The sequence below is a fragment of the Flavobacterium flavipallidum genome (genome assembly GCF_038289905.1).
GTDB classification, from domain to species: domain Bacteria; phylum Bacteroidota; class Bacteroidia; order Flavobacteriales; family Flavobacteriaceae; genus Flavobacterium; species Flavobacterium flavipallidum.
The window spans coordinates 111,725-137,283 of sequence record NZ_JBBYHU010000007.1 but is presented as its reverse complement, the minus strand read 5'-3'; the positions used below and the strand labels follow the sequence as shown (position 1 = coordinate 137,283).

The 25,559-nt window shown below is 35.1% G+C and carries 19 protein-coding genes and 2 tRNA genes; 12 read left to right on the top strand and 9 right to left on the bottom strand.

Going from position 1 to position 25,559, the window contains the following annotated elements; genetic code table 11:
• Positions 1-158 precede the first annotated feature (158 nt).
• The gene (locus AAEO59_RS05790) at positions 159-398 is read right to left on the bottom strand and encodes a hypothetical protein (RefSeq protein WP_341699789.1); all 240 of its coding nucleotides are present in this window, start codon (positions 396-398) and stop codon (positions 159-161) included.
• Positions 399-511: 113 nt separating this feature from the next.
• On the opposite strand from AAEO59_RS05790, the gene AAEO59_RS05785 reads away from it, so the two are divergent.
• The gene (locus AAEO59_RS05785; RefSeq protein ID WP_341699788.1) at positions 512-2,092 is read left to right on the top strand and encodes an NAD(P)/FAD-dependent oxidoreductase; all 1,581 of its coding nucleotides are present in this window, start codon (positions 512-514) and stop codon (positions 2,090-2,092) included.
• Positions 2,093-2,110: 18 nt separating this feature from the next.
• On the opposite strand, the gene msrA is transcribed toward AAEO59_RS05785, so the two are convergent.
• Both msrA and msrB read right to left on the bottom strand, forming a co-directional pair.
• Positions 2,111-2,725: a peptide-methionine (S)-S-oxide reductase MsrA gene (msrA, locus tag AAEO59_RS05780; protein WP_341699787.1), complete on the bottom strand. Its 615-nt coding sequence runs from the start codon at positions 2,723-2,725 to the stop codon at positions 2,111-2,113.
• A 19-nt stretch (positions 2,726-2,744) separates the two neighbouring features.
• Entirely contained in the window at positions 2,745-3,296 is a 552-nt protein-coding gene (msrB, locus tag AAEO59_RS05775; protein ID WP_341699786.1) for a peptide-methionine (R)-S-oxide reductase MsrB, read from the bottom strand.
• A gap of 252 nt (positions 3,297-3,548) precedes the next feature.
• On the opposite strand from msrB, the gene idi reads away from it, so the two are divergent.
• From idi to AAEO59_RS05740, 7 genes are all read left to right on the top strand, one after another.
• On the top strand, positions 3,549-4,076 hold the full coding sequence (idi, locus tag AAEO59_RS05770) for an isopentenyl-diphosphate Delta-isomerase (protein ID WP_341699785.1): 528 nt from the start codon (positions 3,549-3,551) through the stop codon (positions 4,074-4,076).
• 27 nt (positions 4,077-4,103) lie between these two features.
• Positions 4,104-4,514, top strand: coding sequence for a 6-pyruvoyl trahydropterin synthase family protein (locus AAEO59_RS05765; RefSeq protein WP_341699784.1), 411 nt, complete (start codon positions 4,104-4,106; stop codon positions 4,512-4,514).
• Positions 4,514-4,963 carry a peroxiredoxin gene (locus AAEO59_RS05760; protein ID WP_341699783.1) on the top strand — a complete coding sequence of 150 codons (450 nt, stop codon included), beginning with the start codon at positions 4,514-4,516 and terminating at the stop codon, positions 4,961-4,963. The genes AAEO59_RS05765 and AAEO59_RS05760 overlap by 1 nt, the downstream gene beginning before the upstream one ends.
• 95 nt (positions 4,964-5,058) lie before the next feature.
• Positions 5,059-6,024 carry a type I phosphomannose isomerase catalytic subunit gene (locus AAEO59_RS05755; protein WP_341699782.1) on the top strand — a complete coding sequence of 322 codons (966 nt, stop codon included), beginning with the start codon at positions 5,059-5,061 and terminating at the stop codon, positions 6,022-6,024.
• Positions 6,025-6,079: 55 nt separating this feature from the next.
• On the top strand, positions 6,080-6,346 hold the full coding sequence (locus AAEO59_RS05750; protein WP_341699781.1) for a hypothetical protein: 267 nt from the start codon (positions 6,080-6,082) through the stop codon (positions 6,344-6,346).
• A gap of 79 nt (positions 6,347-6,425) precedes the next feature.
• A tRNA-Thr gene (locus tag AAEO59_RS05745) sits at positions 6,426-6,499 on the top strand.
• Between the two features lie 64 nt (positions 6,500-6,563).
• Positions 6,564-6,637 (top strand) — tRNA-Thr (locus AAEO59_RS05740).
• A gap of 207 nt (positions 6,638-6,844) precedes the next feature.
• Here the strand turns inward: AAEO59_RS05740 and lgt are convergent.
• The 5 genes from lgt to AAEO59_RS05715 all read right to left on the bottom strand — a co-directional run bounded on the left by lgt (position 6,845) and on the right by AAEO59_RS05715 (position 11,753).
• Complete coding sequence (gene lgt, locus AAEO59_RS05735; protein WP_341699780.1) at positions 6,845-7,771, bottom strand: prolipoprotein diacylglyceryl transferase; 927 nt, start codon at positions 7,769-7,771, stop codon at positions 6,845-6,847.
• Between the two features lie 63 nt (positions 7,772-7,834).
• Positions 7,835-8,083, bottom strand: coding sequence for a membrane protein insertion efficiency factor YidD (gene yidD, locus AAEO59_RS05730; RefSeq protein WP_341699779.1), 249 nt, complete (start codon positions 8,081-8,083; stop codon positions 7,835-7,837).
• 64 nt (positions 8,084-8,147) lie between these two features.
• Positions 8,148-9,626: a cysteine--tRNA ligase gene (cysS, locus tag AAEO59_RS05725; protein ID WP_341699778.1), complete on the bottom strand. Its 1,479-nt coding sequence runs from the start codon at positions 9,624-9,626 to the stop codon at positions 8,148-8,150.
• A 62-nt stretch (positions 9,627-9,688) separates the two neighbouring features.
• Entirely contained in the window at positions 9,689-10,360 is a 672-nt protein-coding gene (folE, locus tag AAEO59_RS05720) for a GTP cyclohydrolase I FolE (RefSeq protein ID WP_341699777.1), read from the bottom strand.
• A gap of 196 nt (positions 10,361-10,556) precedes the next feature.
• Positions 10,557-11,753, bottom strand: a complete 1,197-nt coding sequence (locus AAEO59_RS05715) for a pyridoxal phosphate-dependent aminotransferase (protein ID WP_341699776.1) — start codon at positions 11,751-11,753, stop codon at positions 10,557-10,559.
• Between the two features lie 126 nt (positions 11,754-11,879).
• On the opposite strand from AAEO59_RS05715, the gene AAEO59_RS05710 reads away from it, so the two are divergent.
• Positions 11,880-13,214, top strand: coding sequence for a PDZ domain-containing protein (locus AAEO59_RS05710; protein WP_341699775.1), 1,335 nt, complete (start codon positions 11,880-11,882; stop codon positions 13,212-13,214).
• A 39-nt stretch (positions 13,215-13,253) separates the two neighbouring features.
• On the opposite strand, the gene AAEO59_RS05705 is transcribed toward AAEO59_RS05710, so the two are convergent.
• Positions 13,254-13,643 carry a DUF1573 domain-containing protein gene (locus tag AAEO59_RS05705; protein WP_341699774.1) on the bottom strand — a complete coding sequence of 130 codons (390 nt, stop codon included), beginning with the start codon at positions 13,641-13,643 and terminating at the stop codon, positions 13,254-13,256.
• Positions 13,644-13,799: 156 nt separating this feature from the next.
• On the opposite strand from AAEO59_RS05705, the gene AAEO59_RS05700 reads away from it, so the two are divergent.
• From AAEO59_RS05700 to AAEO59_RS05690, 3 genes are all read left to right on the top strand, one after another.
• Positions 13,800-16,433, top strand: coding sequence for a valine--tRNA ligase (locus AAEO59_RS05700; protein ID WP_341699773.1), 2,634 nt, complete (start codon positions 13,800-13,802; stop codon positions 16,431-16,433).
• Between the two features lie 899 nt (positions 16,434-17,332).
• The gene (locus AAEO59_RS05695; protein ID WP_341699772.1) at positions 17,333-18,556 is read left to right on the top strand and encodes a 3-oxoacyl-[acyl-carrier-protein] synthase III C-terminal domain-containing protein; all 1,224 of its coding nucleotides are present in this window, start codon (positions 17,333-17,335) and stop codon (positions 18,554-18,556) included.
• A 497-nt stretch (positions 18,557-19,053) separates the two neighbouring features.
• Positions 19,054-25,407: a hypothetical protein gene (locus AAEO59_RS05690; RefSeq protein WP_341699771.1), complete on the top strand. Its 6,354-nt coding sequence runs from the start codon at positions 19,054-19,056 to the stop codon at positions 25,405-25,407.
• Positions 25,408-25,559: the final 152 nt, after the last annotated feature.

Genomic DNA, 25,559 nt, shown 5'->3' with positions numbered 1-25,559 from the left:
CATCACACTATAAAAGAAAACCCCGTTTTTGACTCCTTTTGAGCAATTTCGGGGTTTGTTTCTTCTAATATAATACCTATTTTTATGAAAAACAATAGATTGAGGTATTATGAATATGCCTTTATCGTTATTGGAATTTGGAATTTTTTTATTGGAATTTATTCATTATAAAGTTCTCCTCGATGCGGTTTTAAGGCATCACGTACCGGAATCATATTTTCATCGGTAACGACCATGAAAGCAATGGCGTGCATTTCGTCATAAACTTCAAATCCGGTAATGTTTAAAGGAAGTTTTTCTATTGCGATATATTCTTTTAAATGAATTTCGTGGTGCTCAGCAGTTTTTGCGGAAGCAGGTCCGCGAAAATCCCAAATCAATTTTATTTTTCTTGACATTATTTTATTGATGCAAAGTTTAGAAGTGCCAAAGTTACAAAGTCTGTTTTGAAAATGTTATTTTTGCAGCTTCTTTTCCGAAATAGAAAAGCTAACAAAATAATTCAGTCGTCATGCCCAAAGAACTTTTACTTCAGGTAACTCCCGAAATCGCTGCAAACGAGAGTTTGTTAAAAGACTATTTGTCTAAACAAATAAAAGTAGCGCTTTCTGAAATTCAGCACGTAGTTATTTTAAAGCGTTCGATTGATGCCCGTCAAAAAAATGTCAAAATCAACCTGAAGGTAAATGTTTATTTAAAAGGGGAAACTTTTCAGGAAAACCTATTACCACTTCCTGATTATCCAAATGTAGCTAATGAACAGGAAGTAATTGTGGTTGGTGCCGGACCTGCGGGACTTTTTGCAGCTTTGCAATTGATTGAATTAGGGTTGAAACCTATCGTAATAGAAAGAGGAAAAGATGTACGTGGTCGCCGAAGGGATTTAAAGGCTATCAACAGAGATCATATTGTAGACGAAGATTCTAATTATTGTTTTGGAGAAGGTGGTGCGGGAACCTATTCGGATGGAAAATTGTATACTCGATCTAAAAAAAGGGGAGATGTCAACCGAATCTTAGAATTGTTGGTGGCTTTTGGTGCTACTCCTGATATTTTAGTAGATGCACATCCTCACATTGGAACTAATAAATTGCCTAAAATTATCGAAGATATTCGCGAAAAAATAAAAGAATGCGGAGGTCAGGTATTGTTTGAAACTCGTGTCACTGATATTTTGGTTAAGAACAATGAGGTAGAAGGTGTAGTTATTCAAAACGGTGACAAAATTTTGGCCAACAAACTTATTTTGGCAACAGGACATTCTGCCAGAGATATTTTTGAGTTATTAGATAGAAAGAAAATATTGATTGAAGCGAAACCTTTTGCATTAGGCGTTCGGGCCGAACATCCACAATCGTTGATTGATAGTATTCAGTATAGTTGTGATTATCGCGGCGAATTATTGCCACCGGCACCTTATAGTATTGTCAAGCAGGTTGGAGGAAGAGGAATGTATTCTTTTTGTATGTGTCCGGGAGGTGTAATTGCGCCTTGCGCTACCAGTCCGGGGGAAGTGGTTACCAATGGTTGGTCTCCTTCTAAACGAGATCAGGCTACGGCCAATTCAGGAATTGTAGTGGAATTGAAATTGGAAGATTTTAAACCTTTTGCAAAGTTTGGTGCTTTGGCAGGAATGGAATTTCAAAAAAGTATCGAGCAAAAAGCCTGGCATTTGGCAGGGGAAACACAGAAAGTTCCTGCTCAAAAGATGATTGATTTTACCCAGTCTAAAGTTTCAAAAGATATTCCTAAAACTTCCTATGTTCCGGGGACAACTCCGGTAGAATTGGGGCAAGTTTTCCCAGGTTTTTTAACTCAAATTATGCGTGAAGGATTTACTGCTTTTGGGAAATCGATGAAAGGTTATTTGACTAATGAAGCTATTCTTCATGCACCAGAATCCAGGACTTCTTCACCGGTACGTATTCCTCGAGATAACTTTACTTTAGAACATTTGCAAATAAAAGGTTTGTATCCATGCGGAGAAGGAGCAGGTTATGCAGGCGGAATTATTTCTGCGGCTATTGATGGTGAAAAATGTGCTTTGATGATTGGTGAGTCTTTAAATAAAAAACCTCGAATAATTTCTTAATCGAGGTTTTGCAATTGTTTATTTCTTTTTTAAACGGTCTTTAAAAACTTTTTCAAATTTTTCCAGTTTCGGTTGAATTACTAATCGGCAATACGGTTTGTTCTGGTTGTATTCGTAATAATCTTGGTGGTACTCTTCGGCTTCATAGAAGTTTTTAAAGGGTTCTACTTTGGTAACGATTGGATTGTTGTAAACTTTATTTTTGTTTAATTCATTAATGATTTCCAGAGCTGTTTTTCGTTGCGATTCATTGCTGTAAAAAATAGCGGAGCGGTATTGTGTGCCTACATCGGCTCCCTGACGGTTTAAGGTCGTTGGGTCATGAACGGTGAAAAAAACTTTCAGGATTTCATCCAGATTGGTTTTGGATTTTTCATAAGTGATTTTTACTACTTCGGCATGTCCAGTTTTTCCGGTGCAGACCTCTTCATAGCTGGGATTTTTAGTAGTTCCACCTGAAAATCCGGAAACAACTGTTTTTACACCCTCTAAATTTTCAAAAATAGCTTCAATGCACCAATAGCAACCTCCGCCCAGCGTGATGGATTCCAGGTTTGGATTGGCTTTTGCTGTCTTTTTTTGACTGAAAGCAGTACATGAAATCAGAAGAATGAGGAATAAATATTTTTTCATGTGGGTTGTGTTAGGTTAATTACTGGTTGTCAGGAACAAAATCAAGTGCAATGGAATTCATGCAGTATCTTTTTCCGGTAGGTTCTGGGCCGTCGTCAAAAAGATGGCCTAAATGTCCTCCGCATCTGCCACAAAGTGCTTCAATGCGTTCCATGTTGTAAGAGTTGTCGTTTTTGAAAACAATGCTTTTTTTGTTTTGCTGTTCAAAAAAACTTGGCCAACCGCAACTACTGGAGAATTTTGCTGTAGAGCGAAATAATAAATTTCCACAGGAAGCACAATAGTAGGTTCCTTTTTCGTCGGTATTCCAATATTTTCCGGTAAAAGCTCTTTCTGTTTCGGCCTGTCGCATGACTAAATAAACATCTTCAGGAAGTACTTTTTTCCATTCGGCATCACTTAGTTTTAACTTTGTGGTATCGGTATGGGAATAATAAGGGTTTCCGGGTTTGCTAATTACATTGCTACTGCTTATTTTTTCTGACTCCTTGGGTTGTTTGTTTTGTCCGCAAGCTGTAAAGGCGAATAAGGGAAGTAAAAAGAGTAAGTTTATAAATGTTTTCGATTTCATGGGGATATATTACTATGTTATTTGTTTTTTATTCTTCTGATATATACAAAGATAATTCTCAAAATAGAGTATAGGTCGCTTAATTTACATTTTAACAGGGATTTATAGTTTGTTAATACTTGTATTTACGAATTATAGGTTGTTAAGGATTAATGTTGCGTAAAATTTTAGAGATTTATAATTCGAAAGAGAACGTTAAAGCAATATTGTTTCCTTATCTTTTTTGTATTTTTGTCTAGCTATAAAAAAAATATGACAGAAGAAAACGTAATACTAGTCAATGAAAATGACGAGCCAATTGGTTTGATGCCAAAATTAGAAGCTCATGAAAAAGCGGTATTACACCGTGCTTTCTCCGTTTTTGTTTTAAATGATAAAAACCAATTGATGTTGCAGCAAAGAGCGCATCATAAATATCATTCTCCGTTGTTGTGGACCAATACTTGTTGCAGTCATCAGCGGGAGGGCGAAAGCAATTTGCAAGCCGGAAATCGAAGATTGATGGAAGAAATGGGATTTCAAACTGAATTAAAAGAGTTGTTTCATTTTATATATAAAGCTCCATTTGATAATGGTTTGACTGAACATGAATTAGATCATGTGATGATTGGTTATTATAATGATACTCCGAGGATTAATATAGATGAAGTGGAAGCTTGGAAATGGATGGATATTGAAGCTGTCAAAGACGATATTGCGTTGCAGCCCGAAATATATACCGTCTGGTTTAGAATTATTTTTGAAGAATTCTATCATTTTTTAGAAGCGCATAAGCTTTAAAATTGATTTTGATTTTATAATTCGATTATGAAAGTAACAATAAGTAGAAAGGCACATTTTAACGCAGCGCATCGTTTGTATCGAAAAGATTGGACTTTTGAGCAAAATGATGCCGTATTTGGGAAGTGTAATAATCCTAATTTTCATGGTCATAACTATGAATTAATTGTGAGCGTTACGGGGGCAATTGATCCTGAAACTGGTTATGTCATGGATGCTAAGATTTTAGCGGATATCATCAAAGAAGAAGTAGAAGATGCTTTTGATCATAAAAATTTGAATTTAGATGTAGCCGAATTTGAAGATTTAAATCCTACAGCTGAGAATATTGTAGTGGTTATTTGGAATAAAATGAGAAAACGTGTGGCATCCGAATTAGAACTGGAAGTTACGCTTTATGAAACGCCTAGGAATTTTGTTAGTTATAAAGGATTGTAATGGGTTTGAAAGTAGGAGATAGCGTGCCGTGTTTTACGGCTTTAGATGCAACGGGAGAGTTGTTTGATAGTAGTGATGTAATTGGGAAAAAAGCGGTTATTATTTATTTCTATCCAAAAGATGATACTTCCCAATGTACTATTCAGGCTTGCGGATTTAGAGATAATTATTCCGAATTTTTAAAATTTGGGGTTGATATAATTGGTGTTAGTGCTGATAATGTTGCTTCTCATCAGCAATTTATTCAAAAATATAATTTACCATTTACTCTTTTGTCTGATTCTGATAATGCTATTCGTAAACTTTTTGGTGTTTCTTCAGCTTTGTTTGGTTTGCTTCCTGGCAGAGTTACTTATTTTGTAGATGATAAAGGTGTGGTGCAAATGATTTTTGATAGTTTGTTAGGAATGAAGCATGTTACTAAAATGTTGGAAAAAATGATAAAATAGTCTATAGAATTGAACAAAAAGTACTTGTTTTCGGAAGGTTTAGAGAGGTATATTTGTTTTAAACTAAAAACAAAACAAATTAAACAAAAAGAAAAATGAAGAATATTTATCCATTGCAGTTTGAGCCAATTTTGAAAGATAGAATTTGGGGAGGTGAAAAATTAAAAACAGTTTTATCTAAGCCGATTCAGTCTTCTACCGTAGGGGAAAGCTGGGAATTATCTACCGTTGAAGGTGATGTAAGTGTGGTAGCCAATGGAGAATTGAAAGGAGCTTCATTGATGTCACTTATTGATGAATGTCCAAATGAAATTTTAGGGAGAGCTGTTTATGAAAGATTTGGGAAACAATTTCCCTTGTTATTTAAATATTTAGATGCTCGAGAAGATTTGTCTATACAGGTACATCCAAATGATGCCTTGGCTAAAGAACGTCATAATTCTTTTGGGAAAACAGAGATGTGGTATATTATGCAGGCTGATGAGGATGCACGTATCATTGTAGGATTTAAAGAAAAATCTAATGCAAATGAATATGTCGAAAATCTGAAGAACAAAAGTTTGCTTACTATTCTTGATGATGTTAAAGTAAAATCAGGGGATGTTTTTTTTCTTGAAACAGGAACTGTTCATGCTATTGGAGCCGGTTTAGTAGTTGCTGAAATTCAGCAAACTTCTGATATTACCTATCGTATTTATGATTTTGACAGAGTAGATGCTCAAGGTAATGGTAGAGAATTGCATATTGATCAGGCTTTGGATGCTATTAATTATGAAAAAGTCGATACTTATAAGGAATATGCTAAAGAGGTAAATCAATCTAATTCAGTAGTTGATTGTCCTTATTTTACCACTAATTTTATTCCTTTAGATGGTGAGGTTGTGGTTAGCAAAACAGGAGATACCTTTACCGTTTATATGTGTGTAGAAGGAAGCTTTGAGTTAGAATGTAATGGTGTGAAGTACAATTACAAAAAAGGAGATACCGTATTGCTTCCTGCTGTAATTAAAACGTATGTTTTGTCCGGAAAAGCTTCTGTTTTAGAAATTTATATTTCATAGTAGCAATTAAAAACTTTATGTGTAATTTTGCTACCGCAAATTAAAATTTAAAAAAATGGCAAACGTTAAGAATTTAAAGAAAGACATCAACTACGTTTTAGGGGATATTATTGAAGCAGTTTACTTGTTTGAACTTTCAACTACAGGAAAACCAACAGAAGAAACGAATAATTTGATTGATGAAGCTATCGTTGCTTTCGATAATTTGATTGCAAAAGTAAATGCAAAGAATGTAGAAAATAAAAAAGCGCATTTTAAACAAATCAATGTGGAATTGGAACAAGTTGCAAATCAATTGATTGCTAAAATCAACGAATTGTAGTCAGGAATAAGTCAAAAAAAGTGCAAATTTCCTTTGGAAAATTAAAATTCAGCAGTATATTTGCACCCGTAATAATGACGCCGATGTAGCTCAGCTGGCTAGAGCAGCTGATTTGTAATCAGCAGGTCGTGGGTTCGAGTCCCTCTATCGGCTCAAAAACCATCTAAATTTTAGATGGTTTTTTATTGAGATTTCAATAAAACATTATTACACAATTGCCGATGTAGCTCAGCTGGCTAGAGCAGCTGATTTGTAATCAGCAGGTCGTGGGTTCGAGTCCCTCTATCGGCTCAAAGAAAACCATCTAACTTTTGTTAGGTGGTTTTTTTGTTTAAAAAAATAACCAATTTTATAGGGGATCAGGGGGATCAAGTTCAAAAGTTGGGGATTATCCAAAAAGGTTTTTCTAGCTTCTTTATAATGATATTTGATATTTAAACAAAAAAAAATGCCATCTAGGGAATTTAGACGGCATTTTTTGTTATTTATATTGTAGGGTTAGATCTTTATTGGTTTTTCGGCAGTAAAGATAAAATATAGGCCTATTAAAATAAAAGGGATACTTAGCCATTGTCCGGTAGAAAGTAATCCTAAAGAACTTTCGAAACCACCCTGGCTTTCTTTTACTGATTCGACTACCATTCGAACAGAAAATAATAATACTAAGAAAAGTCCAAATAAAAATCCGGATTTTTTTCTTGTTTCAGTCTTCCAGTATAAGAAAAATAATATTGCAAATACAAAGACATAGCAGAAGGCTTCGTATAATTGTGTTGGGTGCTTTACGGGTACTTGGGCTAATAAATTGGCGAATTTTGGATTTGTTGCAATTGCAGTGTATGCTTCTTTGGGATTAGGGATTTGAGTTGCATTTACTGCATCTGCTTTGCTGTAATAATCGTGCAGGAATCTTATTCCAAAAGGAAATTCGGTTACTTTTCCAACAATTTCTGAATTGAAAAAATTACCCAATCTTACAAAAATAGCACCACTTGAAACAGGAATTACGATACGATCTAAAATCCACAATAAAGGTCTTTTAAGAATGTTTCTGCTGTAAAAATACATAGCAACAATAATAGAGATTGCTGCACCGTGGCTGGCTAATCCCTGATATCCTGTGAATTCAAATTTAGGTGATAATCTAAAAGGTAATATGATTTCGGATAAATGGTTTCTGAAATATTCCCAGTCGTAAAAGAAAACATGTCCTAGTCTCGCACCGATTAAAGTGGCTAAAACGCTCCATACAAACAAAGAGTCTAGTTTTTCTAAAGATTCATTTTCGCGTTCGAAAATGTTTTTCATGAGATACCATCCTAGTCCAAATGCAATAACAAACATTAGGCTGTAATATCTAATTACAAAAAAACCTAAGTCTATTCCTTCGGAGGGATTCCATACAATGTTTAAAGCTTGTGTCATCTAATTATTGTTTATCTAGCTGTAAAATTAAATATTTAAAGTAAAACGAGTACTAATTAAAGGTTAATGTTTGCAGTGTTCCTTCTTTTTTGGTACTGGATCATAACCGCTTTTTCCCCATGGATGACAACTAAATATTCTTTTTATACCTAAATAACCACCATAAATTAGACCGTGGGTTATAAGTGCTTCAATCATATATGCCGAACAGCTAGGTGTAAATCGGCAAGTAGCCGGGGTTAGTGGTGAGATGACCAATTGGTAGAAGCGCACCAATAAAATGAACGGAAATAAGATGATTTTTGAAAACATTTTTATTGATTTATAAGGTAGTCTTGAGATTTATAAAAAAAAATATTTTCAAAAAATCTCAAAACTAAATGCTGAAACTAGTACCTTCTTTGCTGTCTTTAAGTTGGATTCCTAAGGCAAGCAGTTGGTCTCTAATGTGGTCAGACATGGCGAAATCTTTATCAGCACGAGCTTTGTTTCGCATGTCAATCAACATGTTTATTGTTCCTTCCAGTTTGTCGTTGTTGCTATCGGCTGCTTTTTGATTTTCAAGTCCTAAAACATCAAAAACGAATGCATTTATTGTTGTTGTTAAAGTTTCTAAGTCAGAAGCGTTAATTGTTTCTTTGTTATCTTTAAGTAAATTGATATAACGAACGCCTTCGAATAAATGGGCTATCAAAATAGGCGTGTTGAAATCGTCATTCATGGCATCATAGCAAAGTTGTTTCCATGCTGCGATGTCTAAAGTGCTGCTTGCACTCGTTTTAATTTGTTTTAAAGCGTCGATAGCTTCCATGAATCTTTTGTATCCTTTTTCGGCTGCTACAATAGCTTCGTCAGAAAAGTCAAGAATGCTTCTATAATGAGCTTGTAGCATAAAAAAACGTGCAACTGAAGCAGGGAAAGCTTTGCTTAAAATGTTGTTGTCCCCCGTTAAAATTTCTCTGGGTAAAATGTTATTTCCGGTAGATTTTGCCATTTTTTTACCATTAAGTGTAAGCATGTTGGCATGCATCCAATAATTTACCGGAGTTTGACCTGTGCAGGCTTCGTTTTGAGCAATCTCACATTCGTGGTGAGGGAATTTTAAATCCATTCCGCCACCGTGAATATCAAAATGATTTCCCAGGTATTTAGTGCTCATTGCAGTACACTCTAAGTGCCAGCCCGGAAAACCGTCGCTCCATGGTGAAGGCCATCTCATGATATGTTCCGGTTCTGCTTTTTTCCAAAGCGCAAAATCCTGAGGGTTTCTTTTGTCTGACTGTCCATCTAAATCGCGGGTATTAGCCAGCATCTCTTCAATGTTGCGTCCGCTTAATTTTCCGTAATGGTTTGTCTTGTTGAATTTTACCACATCAAAATAAACCGAACCATTCGCTTCGTAACCAATTCCGGCATCAATAATCTTTTTGATGATTTCAATTTGCTCAATAATATGGCCTGTGGCTGTAGGTTCTATACTTGGAGGTAAAAAATTAAAGGCTTTTAGGATTTCATGGAAATCTACGGTATAACGTTGTACCACTTCCATTGGTTCTAATTGCTCTAAACGTGCTTTTTTGGCAATTTTATCTTCTCCCTCATCAACATCATCAACAATGTGTCCAACATCAGTAATGTTTCTAACATATCTTACTTTGTAACCTAAGTGAATAAAATATCTGAAAATCACATCAAAAGACATGAATGTTCTTAGATTTCCAAGATGTACGTTACTGTAAACTGTTGGACCGCAAACATACATTCCAATACTGCCTTCGTTTATAGGTACAAAAGTTTCTTTTTCTCCAGAAAGGGAATTGTAAATTTTTAGTGTTTGAGTGCTGTAAATTGACATTGTTTAATTTTTTGGGAGCTGATTGTTGCGTTAGCTTAACTTTACTACAGGAAAAAGTGGTTTTAGAATTTAGTTTCTAATTTGATATAATCTAAAAATTCTCTTCTGGTTTTGTCTTCTTTGAATTTTCCTCCAAATTCAGAAGTAACCGTGCTGCTTTCAATATCACTTACACCTCTTGAGTTTACACAAAGGTGTTTAGCGTCAATTACACAGGCAACATCTTCTGTTCCTAAGGCTTGTTGTAATTCCTGAACGATTTGCATAGTAAGACGCTCTTGAACCTGTGGTCTTTTTGCGTAATATTCTACAATTCGGTTCATTTTAGATAGCCCAATAACTGTACCGTTAGAGATATAAGCAACATGAGCGCGACCAATAATGGGTAGTAAGTGGTGTTCGCAGGTAGAGTAAACTATGATGTTTTTTTCTACAAGCATTTCACCGTATTTGTAGTTGTTGTCAAAAGTAGAAGCCTTTGGTTTTTTATTTGGATTTAATCCTCCAAAGATTTCTTTAACGAACATTTTGGCTACACGGTTAGGTGTGCCTTTTAAACTGTCGTCAGTTAAGTCCATTCCTAAAGTTTGAAGGATGTTGTGGACGTCTTTTTTTATTCTTTCAATTTTTTCATCATCCGATAATGCAAATGCATCGTCTCGTAAAGGATTTTTTGCACTCGAACCAATGTGATTGTCTCCAATTTCGTCGTGCATTTCTTCGTTATGTATCATTAAATACTACTGTTATAGTGGGTGTTGTTTTTTTAAGGCTGTAAAGATAATTAATAAAAACTAAAGATTTTCTATAGCATTTAATAAAAATAAACTCTTTAAAGGCTTGATTGTTGTTGTGTTTTAAACAATAAAGACAATAACCGTTTTAAGTTATTGTCTTTGTTGTTTTTGGTTTTAAAAGCAGTTTTTGTGTCTATCTGGCATTATAAGTTTCAATAGCATCTTTTAAAATATGAACTGCTTTTTTAAGGTCAGTTTTGTTGAGTACATAAGCAATACGTACCTGTTTTAATCCCATTCCCGGAGTGGAATAAAATCCGGCTGCAGGTGCAACCATGACCGTTTCTCCATCAAGATGATAACTTTCTAAAAGCCATTGTGCAAATGTTTCAGTGTTATCTACTGGAAGTTCAGCAATGCAATAAAATGCAGCTTTAGGCGGAGTCACTTTTACGCCTTCAATTTTAAGTAATTCAGCAATTAAGGTATCTCTTCGGTCTTTGTATTCTTCAATTACTTCGTCAAAATAGCTTTGAGGTGTATCAATAGCCGCTTCGCAGGCAATTTGTTCTATTGTTGGAGGGCATAAACGGGCTTGTGCAAATTTCATAGCTGCAGCAATAACCTCTTTGTTTTTGGTAACCATACAGCCAATTCGAGCACCGCACATACTGTAACGCTTAGAAACCGAATCAATCATGATGACATTTTGCTCAAGACCGATTAAGTTCATTACCGAATAATGCAGGTCTTTTTTATCATAGATGAATTCACGGTATACTTCATCAGCAATTAAGAATAAATCGTGTTTTTTTACCAATTCACCTAATTGTTGGATTTCTGATTCTGAATATAAGTTTCCTGTTGGATTACTTGGATTACAAATGATGATTGCCTTTGTTTTTGGAGTAATCAGTTTTTCAAAAGCTTCGATAGAAGGTAGTTTGAAGCCTTCTTCGAAATCGGAATTAACAGGAACAACGGTTGCGCTTGATTCTTCTGAAAATGCATGATAATTAGCATAGAAAGGTTCAGGGATAATGACTTCATCTCCCGGATCCATGATGCTGCCTAAAGCAAATAATAAGGCTTCAGAACCACCAGTGGTAATCATGATATCTGAAAAGTCTACCCTTACATTTTGATTAGTATAAAATTGCGCTAATTTTTTACGGTAACTTTCATAACCTGCCGATGGACCATATTCAATGATGTCCATGTTGATATTTTTAATGGCTTGAATGGCTATTTCAGGACTTTTTATATCAGGTTGGCCTATGTTTAAGTGATACACTTTTAGGCCTTTTTTATTAGCTATATCAGCAAATGGAGCCAATTTGCGAATTGGCGATTCAGGCATTCTTCTTCCTCTAATTGAAATCTCAGGCATCTTAAATAAAAATTTGATGCAAATTTGCGATTTTTTTTTAAAACTAAGCTATTGATAGTTTTACAATTTGAAATTAAAAGCTATTAAAAAGCAGGAATTTTGTTAACTTTATGCAAATTGTGTTACATGAAAAAAATAATTCTGTTTTTTTTTCTTCTTGGTTTTACGATTCCTGCACTTTCACAACAGCAATTTGAATTTGTTGATGCTAAATCCGACAGGGTGAAATTTCCTATTCGGTTAATCAATAATTTGGTTTTTATTCCGGTTAAAGTGAATGGGGTTGAACTGCTTTTTTTGTTGGATTCGGGAGTTGAAGAAACAATTTTATTTGGTTTTGAAGATCCCGGAAAACTCAATCTTAATAATGTAAAAAAAATAAATATTCAAGGTTTAGGTGATAGTCAAGGTGTTGAGGGACTCAGATCTTCAGGGAATTTATTAACTATTGATAAGTTACAGTCTAAAAATCATATGTTGTATTTGATTTTAGATCCTTCTTTTAATTTGTCTACTTATGTAGGTATAACAGTAAATGGGATTATTGGGTCGGCTGCTTTTAATAATCATTTAGTTGAGATTGATTATGCTAAAAGAATGGTTAGTTTTCATAAATTGAATTCTAAGTTTCATGTGAAGATTCAAAAAGAATTTACAAGAATTCCTCTTTCAATTGAAAGAAATAAGCCTTATGTTAAAGCTGTTGTGAGATTAAATGATGAAGATGTAGCAGTTAAGTTGCTTGTGGATAATGGTAATAGTGATGCTATTTGGCTTTTTGATGAGATTTCGGATAAAATTGAAGTTCCGCAAAAACATTTTAAGGATTATTTGGGGCAAGGTTTGAGTGGTGCAGTTGAAGGCAAAAGAGCCAGAATTGACCGTTTTTCGATTGCGGATTTCCAATTTAAAATACCTATAGTGGCTTTCCCTGATTCAATTTCGATAAAAAATATTAGTATGCAATCTAATCGTTTGGGATCAGTAGGCGGTGAAATATTGAAACGTTTTACGTCTGTTTTTGATTATAAAAATGGATGTTTGTATTTAAAGAAGAATAAAAATTATAAGAATACATTTTATTATAATAAAAGTGGTATTGAGGTTTGGCATACCGGTGTTCAATTGGTAAAACAATTGGTCGTCGTGCCTGATAATTCATTTGTAATGCATGCTGAAGATATTAAAACTGATAAAACAGCTGGGATTAAAGTGAAATATAAAACGGAATTAAAACCAGTGTATGAAATAGGTTATATAAGAATGAATTCTAATGCTGAAAAATGTGGGTTGAAAATAGGAGATATCATTGTTTCTATTGATGGAAAAGAAGCTTATAATCTTTCATTACAGCAATTAAATGCACTTTTGTGGTCGGATGATGAAATATGGATAGAAGTAAAAGTGGAAAGAGAAGGGAAGTTAATGGATTTTAAATTTAAGCTGATAGATGTTTTATAAAAAAAATGCTTCTTAATTTTCTAAGAAGCATTTTGAAAATTATAGAGCAACTACTTCTCCTTTTATCTTAAGAGGAATCCGTCCTTCGTCATAATTAATAGCGTTAGATTCAACTGTAATTGTTTTTCGAATAGGTCCGGGAACCATATTGTATTTAATGTCAATTTTACTTGATTTTCCAGGCTGTACAGTTGTGTTTTGTTTGGATAAAATAGTACAGCTCGAAGTAGATTGTACAGAATAAATAATCAAAGGGGCATCGCCAGTGTTAGTATATTCAAAAGAACGAATACCGTTGTCGTTTTGTTTATTAATTACTCCAAAATCAATAGTGTTATTTTTGGCTTTGAATTCTATTTTAGCTCCTTTTTGAGCAAATCCAATACATCCAAAAAATAAGATTGTTACAATAGTAGTTATTTTTTTCATGTTTGGTTGTTAGATAAAGTAAATATACTTTGTTTTAATTAGTACACAAATTTTTATTTCCCTTTTTATAGTGTACTTTATTATTTACTTTTGTTCCCAATTTTAAATTACAAAAATCACACCAAAAGCTAATTTTGGTTATTAACGGTTATTTATATGGCAATTCCCGCACAATTTGACGCTAAAACAATAGAGCAAAAATGGTATGACTACTGGATGAAAAATAATTATTTTCACTCAAAGCCAGATCATAGAACACCTTATACCATTGTAATCCCTCCACCAAATGTTACCGGAGTATTACATATGGGACATATGTTGAACAATACGATTCAGGATGTGTTAATCAGAAGAGCCCGTTTAAAAGGATTCAACGCTTGTTGGGTTCCCGGAACGGATCACGCTTCTATTGCTACTGAGGCTAAAGTTGTTGCGAAATTAAAAGCAGAAGGAATCAATAAAAACGATTTAACTCGTGAAGAATTCCTAAAACATGCTTGGGAATGGACCGATAAATACGGGGGGACTATCTTAGAACAGTTAAAAAAACTAGGAGCATCTTGTGACTGGGATCGAACTAAGTTTACGATGGATCCGGATATGTCGGCTTCTGTAATTCGATCTTTTGTTGATTTATATAACAAAGGAATGATATATCGCGGTTACAGAATGGTAAACTGGGATCCGGAAGCTAAAACAACTTTGTCTGACGAAGAAGTTATTTATGAAGAGCAACAAGGAAAGTTATTTTTCTTAAAATATAAAATTGAAGGAACTGAAGATTATTTAACAGTTGCGACAACTCGTCCGGAAACTATTTTTGGAGATACTGCTATTTGTATCAATCCAAATGATGAGCGTTTCACCCATTTGAAAGGTAAAAAAGCGATTGTGCCAATTTGTGGCAGAGTAGTTCCAATTATTGAAGACGAATATGTTGATGTGGAGTTTGGAACAGGATGTTTGAAAGTAACTCCAGCTCACGATATGAACGATAAAACATTAGGTGAAAAACACAATCTTGAAATCGTTGATATTTTTAATGAAGATGCTACCTTAAATAGTTTTGGTTTGCATTATCAGGGAAAAGATCGTTTTGTGGTTCGTGCTGAAATTGCTAAAGAATTAGAAGCTAATGGTGATTTGGCTAAAACAGAAATTCACTTAAATAAAGTAGGGACTTCTGAAAGAACGAAAGCTGTTATCGAACCAAGATTATCTGATCAATGGTTCTTAAAAATGGACGAATTGGTAAAACCAGCTATCAAGGCCGTTTTAGAAGACGGAAGTATCAAATTGCATCCTTCACGTTTTAACAATACTTATGCACATTGGTTGAATAACATTCGTGATTGGAATATTTCCCGTCAATTATGGTGGGGACAACAAATTCCGGCGTACTATTATGGTGACGGAAAAGAAGATTTCGTAGTTGCTGAAAATATTGAAGACGCTTTGGCTTTAGCCAAAGAAAAAACTTCAAACTCCCAACTTCAAACTTCCGACCTAAAACAAGATGTTGATGCTTTGGATACTTGGTTTTCTTCTTGGTTATGGCCAATGTCAGTTTTTGGGGGTATCATGGATCCTGAGAACGAAGAATATAAATATTATTATCCAACCAATGACTTAGTTACTGGTCCGGATATTCTGTTTTTCTGGGTGGCCAGAATGATTATTGCAGGTTATGAATATGGTGGTGATAAACCATTTTCTAATGTGTATTTAACAGGATTGGTTCGTGATAAACAACGTCGTAAGATGTCTAAGTCATTAGGGAATTCACCTGATCCATTAGATTTAATTGATAAGTTTGGTGCCGATGGTGTTCGTGTAGGTTTATTGTTGAGTGCATCTGCAGGAAACGATATCATGTTTGATGAGGAATTATGTAATCAAGGAAAAGGATTTTCTAACAAAATTTGGAATGCATTCAAACTGATTAAAGGCTGGGAAGTTTCAGAAAGCATCGCCCAGCCAGAATCATCTAAAGTAGCAATCGAATGGTATGAAGCTAAATTGCAACAAACCTTATTGGAGATTGAAGATAATTTTGAAAAATATAGAATTTCTGATGCTTTAATGGCTATTTATAAATTGGTTTGGGATGATTTCTGTTCCTGGTTTTTAGAAATGATTAAGCCTGGATACCAACAGCCAATTGATAAAGTTACTTTTGACAAAGCTATCGAAATGTTGGAAAATAATTTGAAATTATTACATCCATTCATGCCGTTCCTTACTGAGGAAATTTGGCAACATATTGCCGAAAGAAGTCCGGAAGAAGCCTTGATTGTTTCAACTTGGCCAGAAGCAAAAGCTTTCAATGCCAATTTGATTACTGATTTTGAAAATACTATTGAGGTAATTTCAGGAATCAGAACGATTCGTAAGGATAAAAATATTCCATTTAAAGATGCAATAGAGTTAAAAGCAACCAATAATGAAAATGTTTCTACTTATTTTGATTCTATTATTACTAAATTAGGTAATGTTTCCGCTTTTGAATATGTTGCTGAAAAAGTAGATGGTGCTTTGTCTTTCCGTGTAAAATCTAACGAATATTTTATTCCAATAACTGGAAATGTAGATGTGGAAGCTGAAATTCAAAAATTAGAAGAAGAATTAAAATATACACAAGGTTTCTTAAAATCAGTTCAAGCAAAATTATCGAACGAAAAATTTGTGAACGGTGCTCCTGAAAAAGTAATAACTATGGAGCGTAAAAAAGAAGCTGATGCTTTAGCAAAAATTGCAACCATTGAGCAAAGTTTAGTGGCACTTAAATAAGCTGTTGAAAATAAGAACATGATAAGCCAAAGTGATTGAGAATCATTTTGGCTTATTTTTTTGGTTCTTTTTTTTACAAAAAATGCATTTCGTCGATAAAAAGAACGGATTAACTGTTTTAGGTTTTTTTTAACATTTGCTTTTTGATATGTTAAATTAAATACAATTAACTTTGGTAGCCTGATAATTATTAAGTGCTATGTGTGATTGACTAAATGCTTTATAATCATCGGTTTTAAGTTTTTATGCCCCAGTTTCTTCCTTATTTTACTTACTCTTTTTTGTGCTAGAAATAGCTTGATTATGTTGACTGTTTTTTTATTAAATATAGTTTTAATCTAAAAACATGGAAACACAATTTGTTGAGAGTGTTACTTCGTTTTTGAAGGTTTTAATATGCGAGTTTTTCTGTTCCCCGTCAGAAAGTACAAGTTTGTAACCGTTTTTTTTAGACTATTTTACGACTAAGAACTTTGTTCCAAAAGTTCTGATACGACAGCAAGAAGTGTTTTTTTGATACTTCGTGAGCCATACTATTTATAGTAATTTGCAATGGTTTTAATCTGTAATATTTTTTTTCTCTTAAAAATAATTATCCAATTTTTTGGTTTTCCTGACTGATATAAATTATGAAATAAAATTACGCCACTCCAAAAGGAAATACGAAACTCAATGTTTTTTTGAAAATGTATTTAATTCATTCAGAATTAATCGATTTCATATATGTATTCTTCCTGATTAATAATGCTGTGTTTTATTTGCTGATATAAATCCTTAAAATATGGGTTTAAATTGGTATTGGTTTGTGTGCCATAGATTGGAAATAGAGAAAGAAATAAATAATATTATTCAAAGAGGTTTTCACTTAGAACTTTAATAATGAATTAAATTTTAAGGTTATGAAAAGTATTATTCTTTCCAATTTTCATCCAATTTTAGTTGGTAAATTATTTGAGCAGGATAAACTCAATCAATACACCAAATATTTATATTATCATTTTCAAAATATTACAAAATTAGAAAGCATTACAAATTCTAATAAAATTGAGGATGAATTAGTCAGTTTTGATTATATATCTGATCAAGTTGATAAGTATTCAGTCTCTTCAGAAAGTATCAACAAAAGGCAAACAATCATTTTTGAAGGAATTAGAGATTTTGTTGAAAATATAATGCAGGTTACTTCACCTTTGGATTATCATTTTCCTGAGGGTTTTGAAGTAATAGACGGTAAAACCTTTGGCCCTAAAATCGATGTTAGAATGGAATGGTTTAAAAAAAATATGCGGAATGTTTTTAACCAATTTTATTCTAAAAATGAAACAAAGCCTGAGAATTTAATTCATGTTAGTTGTTCTGGATATTCTTCGCCAAGTGTTGCTCAGGAAGCGGTAATTAATAGAAACTGGAATAGTGTTAAGGTAACGCATTCCTATCATATGGGGTGTTATGGTGCTTTTCCGGCAATACGTACAGCCAGTAGCCTTATTGCGGCAAGTTTAGAAAACGGTAGAGCGGATGTTGTTCATACCGAATTACTGTCGGCTCATTTGAATCTAACAGAGTTTTCACCGGCAAACACTATGATTTGTTCCCTTTTTGCCGATGGTTTTATAGGTTATTCTTTGTATGAGGAAAATGCATTTATGAATGATGATTCCATTAAAGAGAAAAAAGGCTTGCGAATTATAGCATCCCATGAATTGCTTATACCAGATTCATTAGAAGATATGTCCTGGGATTTAGGAGAATATAATTTTTTGATGACGCTGTCTAAAAGAGTGCCTGTTTTTATTCGTAAAAATATTAAAGAATTTTTGACGACACTTTGTGAAAAATGTGGTGTTGATTTGGATAAAGAAAAATCTCAAATTTATTTTGCAATTCATCCGGGAGGACCAAAAATCATTGATTATGTAGTAAGTGAAATAGGGATTCCGGAACATCAGGCACATTGGTCTTATGATGTTTTGCGCAATCATGGCAATATGTCTTCGGCTACAATTCCATATATATTAGACAATATTATAAATGATGTAACTATTAAATCAGGTACTAAAGTTATTGCTATGGCTTTTGGTCCAGGTTTGACAGCGACGTCTTTATTATTTGAGAAATTATAAGTTATTTTTATTGAAATAAAGTTTTACACTTCATGGCTTTTTTAATTAAAAATCAGGATTGATTTCATTAATTTGATTTTTTCAGATGGCGAACTTCATTATAATATGAAGAAAATTATCTAACGGTTATCTCCCCCAGATTTGATGACTATTTATAACCTTTATTTTGTTAGTTTCATTTTCAAGAAGCAACATTTATTGTTGAGTTATTTTGCATTGCTAATTAGGAAATTCTTTGACTGTTAATGCAATTGCTGTTGTGAAACATTTCCTTTCTCCAAATCTCGGGAATATGGTGAGTTCCCTACTTCGATAATTGTATTTCGATGTGTTTGATAATGATTTTCATTTTAGGCCATCGGAGCGGTTGTATTTAATTTTTTTATATGAAAGAGGTTTACTTCAATATCAATTTGAAGATGTTTTTTATGATAGTTCTCCCTCAAATCTTTTTATATACCTATTTAATATAATTATGACATAAAAATACTATTATCATGAAAAAAAATATTTTTTATACGATGCAGGGTGTAAAAGCTGTCTTTTGCACTTTGGTAGATTGTTGCAGAATAATTGCATTAAAGATGTTTCGGGAAAATACACTGCTTAATAAGTTGTTATTTTTCAGTGTATTCTTGGTTATGTCTTTATTTTTTTCTGCTAACTCATATGGGCAGTTAGTTGATCCGGGTGCAATTAGAGCTAATTTTGGTGTGGATGGAGATGCTTATGCTAATTTCCAGGGTTTCTCTATAATCACACCTCCAGGTTCTACAACACCACCATCAGTAACTGCAGGAGTGGATGATTGGTTTGTAAATAAGACTCCTCCGCCTGATTCTTTAGGTGTGCGTTCTCCATATTGGGATGGTATGGGGCTAAATGTTATTGATCAAAGAGATGGAGCTATATTAAAAGCTGCTATTCAGGGCAATAATAATTATTCTTTTACTAAAAGACAATCCAGACCTCCATTATCTATAGTGGTAAGTTCAGTTAATGGTGTTCCAACTCCTTATTTATGGATAGATGCAGTATATGGAAGGGATAATAATTCAGCACAAAGTAATACTGATGCGTCAATTTTTACTTCTACATCTGATAAAAATCCGGATAATCCTTCAACTTATAATGTTGGATCTGGTAGTGTACCGCAAAAAGATGATATTATCGATGTTATGGCGCATTTAAGAGGTGAGGGACCAAAAGATCCTACAGCACAAGATCCTAGACCTTTTGCTACTTTATATGCCTATGGAGCTGCTACTTTGCGTTCTACTTCCGGAAGTAAGCATATAGATTTTGAGTTTTTTAGAACATTAGCAGAAGTTTCTGGAGCGTCTTTCATCAATACAGGTAGTGATGGTGGACGTACAGCATTTACTTTTAATCCAGATGGAAGTCTTAATAAACCGGGAACTATTATTGTTTCAATTGACTATGAAGGTGGAGGAACAAAACCAGATGTGAGAATTCGTGTTTGGATGAGTAAAGCCAGTTTTGATGCTTTAAGTCTAAATCCATCAGCCCGACCTTTTAATGTAGTGGCAGGAAGTTTCGAACAGGGCTTGTCAAGTGGTGATTTTGGTTATGCAAGAATTACCGCTTTGTCTGATGCAGTTGCGGCTATATGGGGTAGAGTTAACGCAGAAGGAAGTACTCTTGCTGCACCATGGGGAACTTTAGAAGGTTCAACAGCTACTTTGTTTGATGAATACCAAACTTTGCAACATGTGGAAATTGGTATCAACTTAACTGCTTTTAATTTGGATAGAAAAGATGATAGTGATCCTTGTTCTAATATTTTAGGAAGTTTATTAGTAAAAACAAGAAGTTGTGCCGGTGGTAATAATGACCCATTTACTTGTGAGTTAAAAGATTATGCAGGACCATATGCTTTTGGATTTACAGTTAAGCCTGAAGTAAGTCTTTCTGTTGATCGCACCATTACCTGTACAAATACAACGGCCACAATAACAGCAACAGGCATAAAACCAAATGGAGCTCCTGTTGTATTTTATGGGCCAGCTTCTTCAGAAAATGGAGGATTAGGTCCAATTATTCCAGCTGAAGATGCAGCTCCTGATTTGAATAGAACAGTTTCAGTTGGAGGAGTTTATGCTGCTGTTGTTTCGGCTCCAGGTTTTGCAGGTTGTATGGCTACTGCTTATATTACGGTTCAGGAAGATAAAGCGCCGCCAATAGCAAATGATTCTCATACCAATGTAAGTTGTAACGGAGGAACAGATGGATCAGTTACTATTACATTTGGTGGTGGTACAGGTCCGTATGAAGTCAATTTTAATGGAGCAGGATATGTAAGTCAAATTTCTCCTAAAGTATATTCAGGGCTCGCTGCGGGAACTTATTCCTGGATTGTTAGAGGAGCTAATGGATGTACTGCGAGTGGTTCAGAAACAATTACTCAGCCAGCTGCTTTAATCGCTTCAGATGCACATACTAATGTAAGTTGTAATGGAGGAACAAACGGAACTGTAACAGTTACTTTTAGTGGAGGTACTGCGCCATATACTGTTAATTTCAACGGAGGAGGTTTTGTAACACAAACTTCGCCAAAAGCTTATACAGGACTTGCAGCGGGAAGCTATTCATGGGTTGTTAGAGATGCAAATGGTTGTGAGCAATCCGGTTCAGAAACAGTGACTCAGCCAACAGCATTAATCGCATCAGATGCTCATACTAATGTAAGTTGTAATGGAGGAACCGATGGTTCTGTAACGGTTACTTTTAGTGGAGGTACAGCGCCATATACTGTTAATTTCAACGGAGGTGGTTTTGTAGCACAAATTTCACCAAAAGCTTATACTGGCCTTGCGGCAGGAACCTATTCATGGGTTGTTAGAGATGCAAATGGTTGTGAGCAATCCGGTTCAGAAACAGTGACTCAGCCAACAGCATTAATCGCATCAGATGCTCATACTAATGTAAGTTGTAATGGAGGAACAGATGGTTCTGTAACAGTTACTTTTAGTGGAGGTACTGCTCCATATACTGTTAATTTCAACGGAGGTGGTTTTGTTGCACAAACATCACCAAAAGCTTATACTGGCCTTGCGGCAGGAACCTATTCATGGGGTGTTAGAGATGCAAATGGTTGTGAGCAATCCGGTTCAGAAACAGTGACTCAGCCAACAGCATTAATCGCATCAGATGCTCATATTAATGTAAGTTGTAACGGAGGTGCAGACGGATCTGTAACAGTTACTTTTAGCGGAGGAACAGCGCCATATACTGTTAATTTCAACGGAGGTGGTTTTGTTGCACAAACATCACCAAAAGCTTATACTGGTCTTGCAGCAGGAACCTATTCATGGGTTGTTAGAGATGCAAATGGTTGTGAGCAATCCGGTTCAGAAACAGTGACTCAACCAACAGCATTAATAGCTTCCGATGCTCATACTAATGTAAGTTGTAATGGAGGAACAAATGGAACTGTAACGGTTACTTTTAGTGGAGGAACAGCACCGTATTCTGTTAATTTCAACGGAGGAGGTTTTGTAGCGCAAACATCACCAAAAGCTTATACCGGTCTTGCGGCAGGAACTTATTCATGGGTTGTTAGAGATGCAAATGGTTGTGAGCAATCCGGTTCAGAAACAGTAACTCAGCCAACAGCATTACTAGCTTCAGATGCTCATGCTGATGCGAGTTGTAATGGAGGAACAGATGGTTCTGTGACAATTACTTTCAGTGGAGGAACTGCACCTTATATGGTTAACTTCAATGGAGGTGGATTTGTTAGTCAAACTTCTCCAAAAGTTTACTCAGGTTTAACAACAGGAACTTATTCATGGGTAGTTAGAGATGCAAATGGCTGTGAGCAATCCGGTTCAGAAACTGTTGGACAGCCTTCTACAATAACAGCCTCTGATGCGCATACCAATGTAAGTTGTAATGGAGGAACAAACGGAACTGTAACAATTACTTTTAGTGGAGGTACTGCACCATATTCTGTTAATTTCAATGGAGGTGGTTTTGTTGCACAAACATCACCAAAAGCTTATACTGGTCTTGCGGCTGGAACTTATTCATGGGTTGTTAGAGATGCAAATGGCTGTGAGCAATCCGGTTCAGAAACAGTGACTCAGCCAACAGCATTAATAGCTTCAGATGCTCATGCCAATGTAAGTTGTAATGGAGGAACTGATGGATCTGTAACGGTTACTTTTAGTGGAGGAACAGCACCGTATTCTGTTAATTTCAACGGAGGTGGTTTTGTAGCACAAACTTCACCAAAAGCTTATACCGGTCTTGCGGCAGGAACCTATTCATGGGTTGTTAGAGATGCAAATGGTTGTGAGCAATCCGGTTCAGAAACAGTGACTCAACCAACAGCATTAATAGCTTCCGATGCTCATGCCAATGTGACTTGTAATGGAGGAACAGATGGTTCTGTAACGGTTACTTTTAGTGGAGGTACAGCGCCATATACTGTTAATTTCAACGGAGGTGGTTTTGTAGCACAAACTTCACCAAAAGCTTATACTGGTCTTGCGGCTGGAACCTATTCATGGGTTGTTAGAGATGCTAATGGATGTGAGCAATCTGGTTCAGAGACAGTGACTCAACCAACAGCATTAATAGCTTCAGATGCTCATACCAATGTAACTTGTAATGGAGGAACAGACGGATCTGTAACAGTTACTTTTAGTGGAGGAACAGCGCCATATACTGTTAATTTCAACGGAGGCGGTTTTGTAGCGCAAACATCACCAAAAGCTTATACCGGTCTTGCGGCAGGAACCTATTCATGGGTTGTTAGAGATGCAAATGGTTGTGAGCAATCCGGTTCAGAAACAGTAACTCAACCAACAGCATTAATAGCTTCCGATGCTCATACTAATGTAAGTTGTAACGGTGGAACAGATGGATCAGTAACAGTTACTTTTAGTGGAGGTACTGCACCATATACTGTTAACTTTAACGGAGGCGGTTTTGTAGCACAAACTTCACCAAAAGCTTATACAGGTCTTGCTGCTGGAACCTATTCATGGGTTGTTAGAGATGCAAATGGCTGTGAACAATCGGGTTCAGAAACTGTAACTCAACCAACAGCTTTAATGGCTTCAGATGCACATACTAATGTAAGTTGTAACGGAGGAACCGATGGATCAGTAACAGTTACTTTTAGTGGAGGTACTGCACCATATACTGTTAACTTCAACGGTGGTGGTTTTGTAGCACAAACTTCACCAAAAGCTTATACTGGTCTTGGTGCTGGAACCTATTCATGGGTTGTTAGAGATGCAAATGGCTGTGAACAATCGGGTTCAGAAACCGTAGCTCAACCAACAGCATTAATCGCTTCAGATGCACATACCAATGTTAGTTGTAATGGAGGAACAGACGGATCTGTAACAGTTACTTTTAGTGGTGGTACCGCGCCATATACTGTTAACTTTAACGGAGGTGGTTTTGTTGCACAAACATCACCAAAAGCTTATACTGGTCTTGCAGCAGGAACCTATTCATGGGTTGTTAGAGATGCAAATGGTTGTGAACAATCCGGTTCAGAAACAGTGACTCAGCCAACAGCGTTAATTGCTTCTGATGCTCATACTGAAGTAACTTGTTTAGGATTCTCGGATGGTTCACTAACAATAACTTTTAGCGGAGGAACAGCGCCTTATATGGTTAACTTTAATGGAAGTGGTTTTATGGCAGAAACATCGCCGAAAGTTTATACTGGTTTGGGAGCAGGAACCTATTCATGGGTTGTTAAAGATGCTAACGGTTGTGAACAATCAGGTTCTGAGACTTTATCGGATGGACCATCTTGTGGTGGTGAATTGTGTACTTATACACAAGGTGCTTATGGGAATTCTGGAGGATTGTATTGTGATGGAACTACCGGAGGTATTTCTACAGCTAATTTGATTACTCAAGCAATTGCTAATGCCGGAGGAACAATTACAGTAGGTAAAGCAGGTGTTAGTTCGGTGTATATGAATTCTGGTGATGCAAGTTGTGTAATTACTCAAATGCCCGGTGGAGGTAAAGCTACAGAAATTGTACCTGCTGGAGATTATCCTATTTGTCCATCTTTGCCTAATAGTTTCTTGAAAAATGGTAAAATTAATAATGTATTACTTTCTCAAACTATAGCATTGTCATTGAATGTTAATATAACTAAACCTTCTCAGTTAGGAAGTTTTATTTTACAAGCTGGAACTTTGGCAACAGCCAAACCTGAAGGAGGATGTGGTTCTTCAGTTGCAAAACAAAGAATTTGTGGACATCTTGAAAATAATATTTGGATTCCTACTGTAAATGAATATACTTATAGAACATTTAGTGCAGCAGTAATTAATGCTATTATTCCAGATGGAAATGGTAACCGAACTGTAGCTGGTTTATTGGATTTGGCAAACCGTGCTTTAGCTAATGTAGATAATATTAAAAATAGCGAGAATGGTGCGTCATTAACTGATATTGCAGGAGCTGCTGCTGCTGTTAATGAAGTGTTTGACGAATGCGCAATTGCAGTAGGCTGGGAAGTTGAAAAATGTCCATCGGCTCCAACCTTGGATTTGGCAATAGTTACAGCTTCTAAAATTAGTAGTACTGAAACAGCAGGCTTTGATGCTTATCCTGTGCCATTTAAAGATCAGTTGACAATTAAATATAATTTTGATTATGTTTCTGATGTGACAATTGAAGTGTTTAATTCTAAAGGCGTTTTGGTTTATTCAATGATTGATATAGCTAGTTATTTGGGTAAAGAAGTGACTATTTTTATTAATACTCCATTAGAACAACAACAAGTATATTATGTTAGATTAACCACTAGTCAAGGAAGTACTGTTAAAAGTGTAATGTCTTCGTATTAAATAGTGTTATTAATTTAGTTAAAAACACCCGTTAATTCGGGTGTTTTTTGTTTTTAGTAAATAGGCAGATTTGTTTTCTTTTAGAAAAAATTATAATTCAAATTAATTTTGGCACAGTTCATGAATAACAGATTATAACCTTAACCTTTTAA

Coding starts and splice junctions, on each gene's coding strand:
- AAEO59_RS05765 (WP_341699784.1), top strand. CDS start 4,104: ATGAAAGTAACAATAAGTAGAAAGGCACATTTTAACGCAGCGCATCGT.
- AAEO59_RS05710 (WP_341699775.1), top strand. CDS start 11,880: ATGAAAAAAATAATTCTGTTTTTTTTTCTTCTTGGTTTTACGATTCCT.
- idi (WP_341699785.1), top strand. CDS start 3,549: ATGACAGAAGAAAACGTAATACTAGTCAATGAAAATGACGAGCCAATT.
- cysS (WP_341699778.1), bottom strand. CDS start 9,626: ATGTCAATTTACAGCACTCAAACACTAAAAATTTACAATTCCCTTTCT.
- AAEO59_RS05785 (WP_341699788.1), top strand. CDS start 512: ATGCCCAAAGAACTTTTACTTCAGGTAACTCCCGAAATCGCTGCAAAC.
- AAEO59_RS05715 (WP_341699776.1), bottom strand. CDS start 11,753: ATGCCTGAGATTTCAATTAGAGGAAGAAGAATGCCTGAATCGCCAATT.
- AAEO59_RS05790 (WP_341699789.1), bottom strand. CDS start 398: ATGTCAAGAAAAATAAAATTGATTTGGGATTTTCGCGGACCTGCTTCC.
- AAEO59_RS05695 (WP_341699772.1), top strand. CDS start 17,333: ATGAAAAGTATTATTCTTTCCAATTTTCATCCAATTTTAGTTGGTAAA.
- AAEO59_RS05755 (WP_341699782.1), top strand. CDS start 5,059: ATGAAGAATATTTATCCATTGCAGTTTGAGCCAATTTTGAAAGATAGA.
- yidD (WP_341699779.1), bottom strand. CDS start 8,083: ATGTTTTCAAAAATCATCTTATTTCCGTTCATTTTATTGGTGCGCTTC.
- AAEO59_RS05705 (WP_341699774.1), bottom strand. CDS start 13,643: ATGAAAAAAATAACTACTATTGTAACAATCTTATTTTTTGGATGTATT.
- lgt (WP_341699780.1), bottom strand. CDS start 7,771: ATGACACAAGCTTTAAACATTGTATGGAATCCCTCCGAAGGAATAGAC.
- folE (WP_341699777.1), bottom strand. CDS start 10,360: ATGATACATAACGAAGAAATGCACGACGAAATTGGAGACAATCACATT.
- AAEO59_RS05690 (WP_341699771.1), top strand. CDS start 19,054: ATGAAAAAAAATATTTTTTATACGATGCAGGGTGTAAAAGCTGTCTTT.
- AAEO59_RS05750 (WP_341699781.1), top strand. CDS start 6,080: ATGGCAAACGTTAAGAATTTAAAGAAAGACATCAACTACGTTTTAGGG.
- AAEO59_RS05760 (WP_341699783.1), top strand. CDS start 4,514: ATGGGTTTGAAAGTAGGAGATAGCGTGCCGTGTTTTACGGCTTTAGAT.
- msrB (WP_341699786.1), bottom strand. CDS start 3,296: ATGAAATCGAAAACATTTATAAACTTACTCTTTTTACTTCCCTTATTC.
- msrA (WP_341699787.1), bottom strand. CDS start 2,725: ATGAAAAAATATTTATTCCTCATTCTTCTGATTTCATGTACTGCTTTC.
- AAEO59_RS05700 (WP_341699773.1), top strand. CDS start 13,800: ATGGCAATTCCCGCACAATTTGACGCTAAAACAATAGAGCAAAAATGG.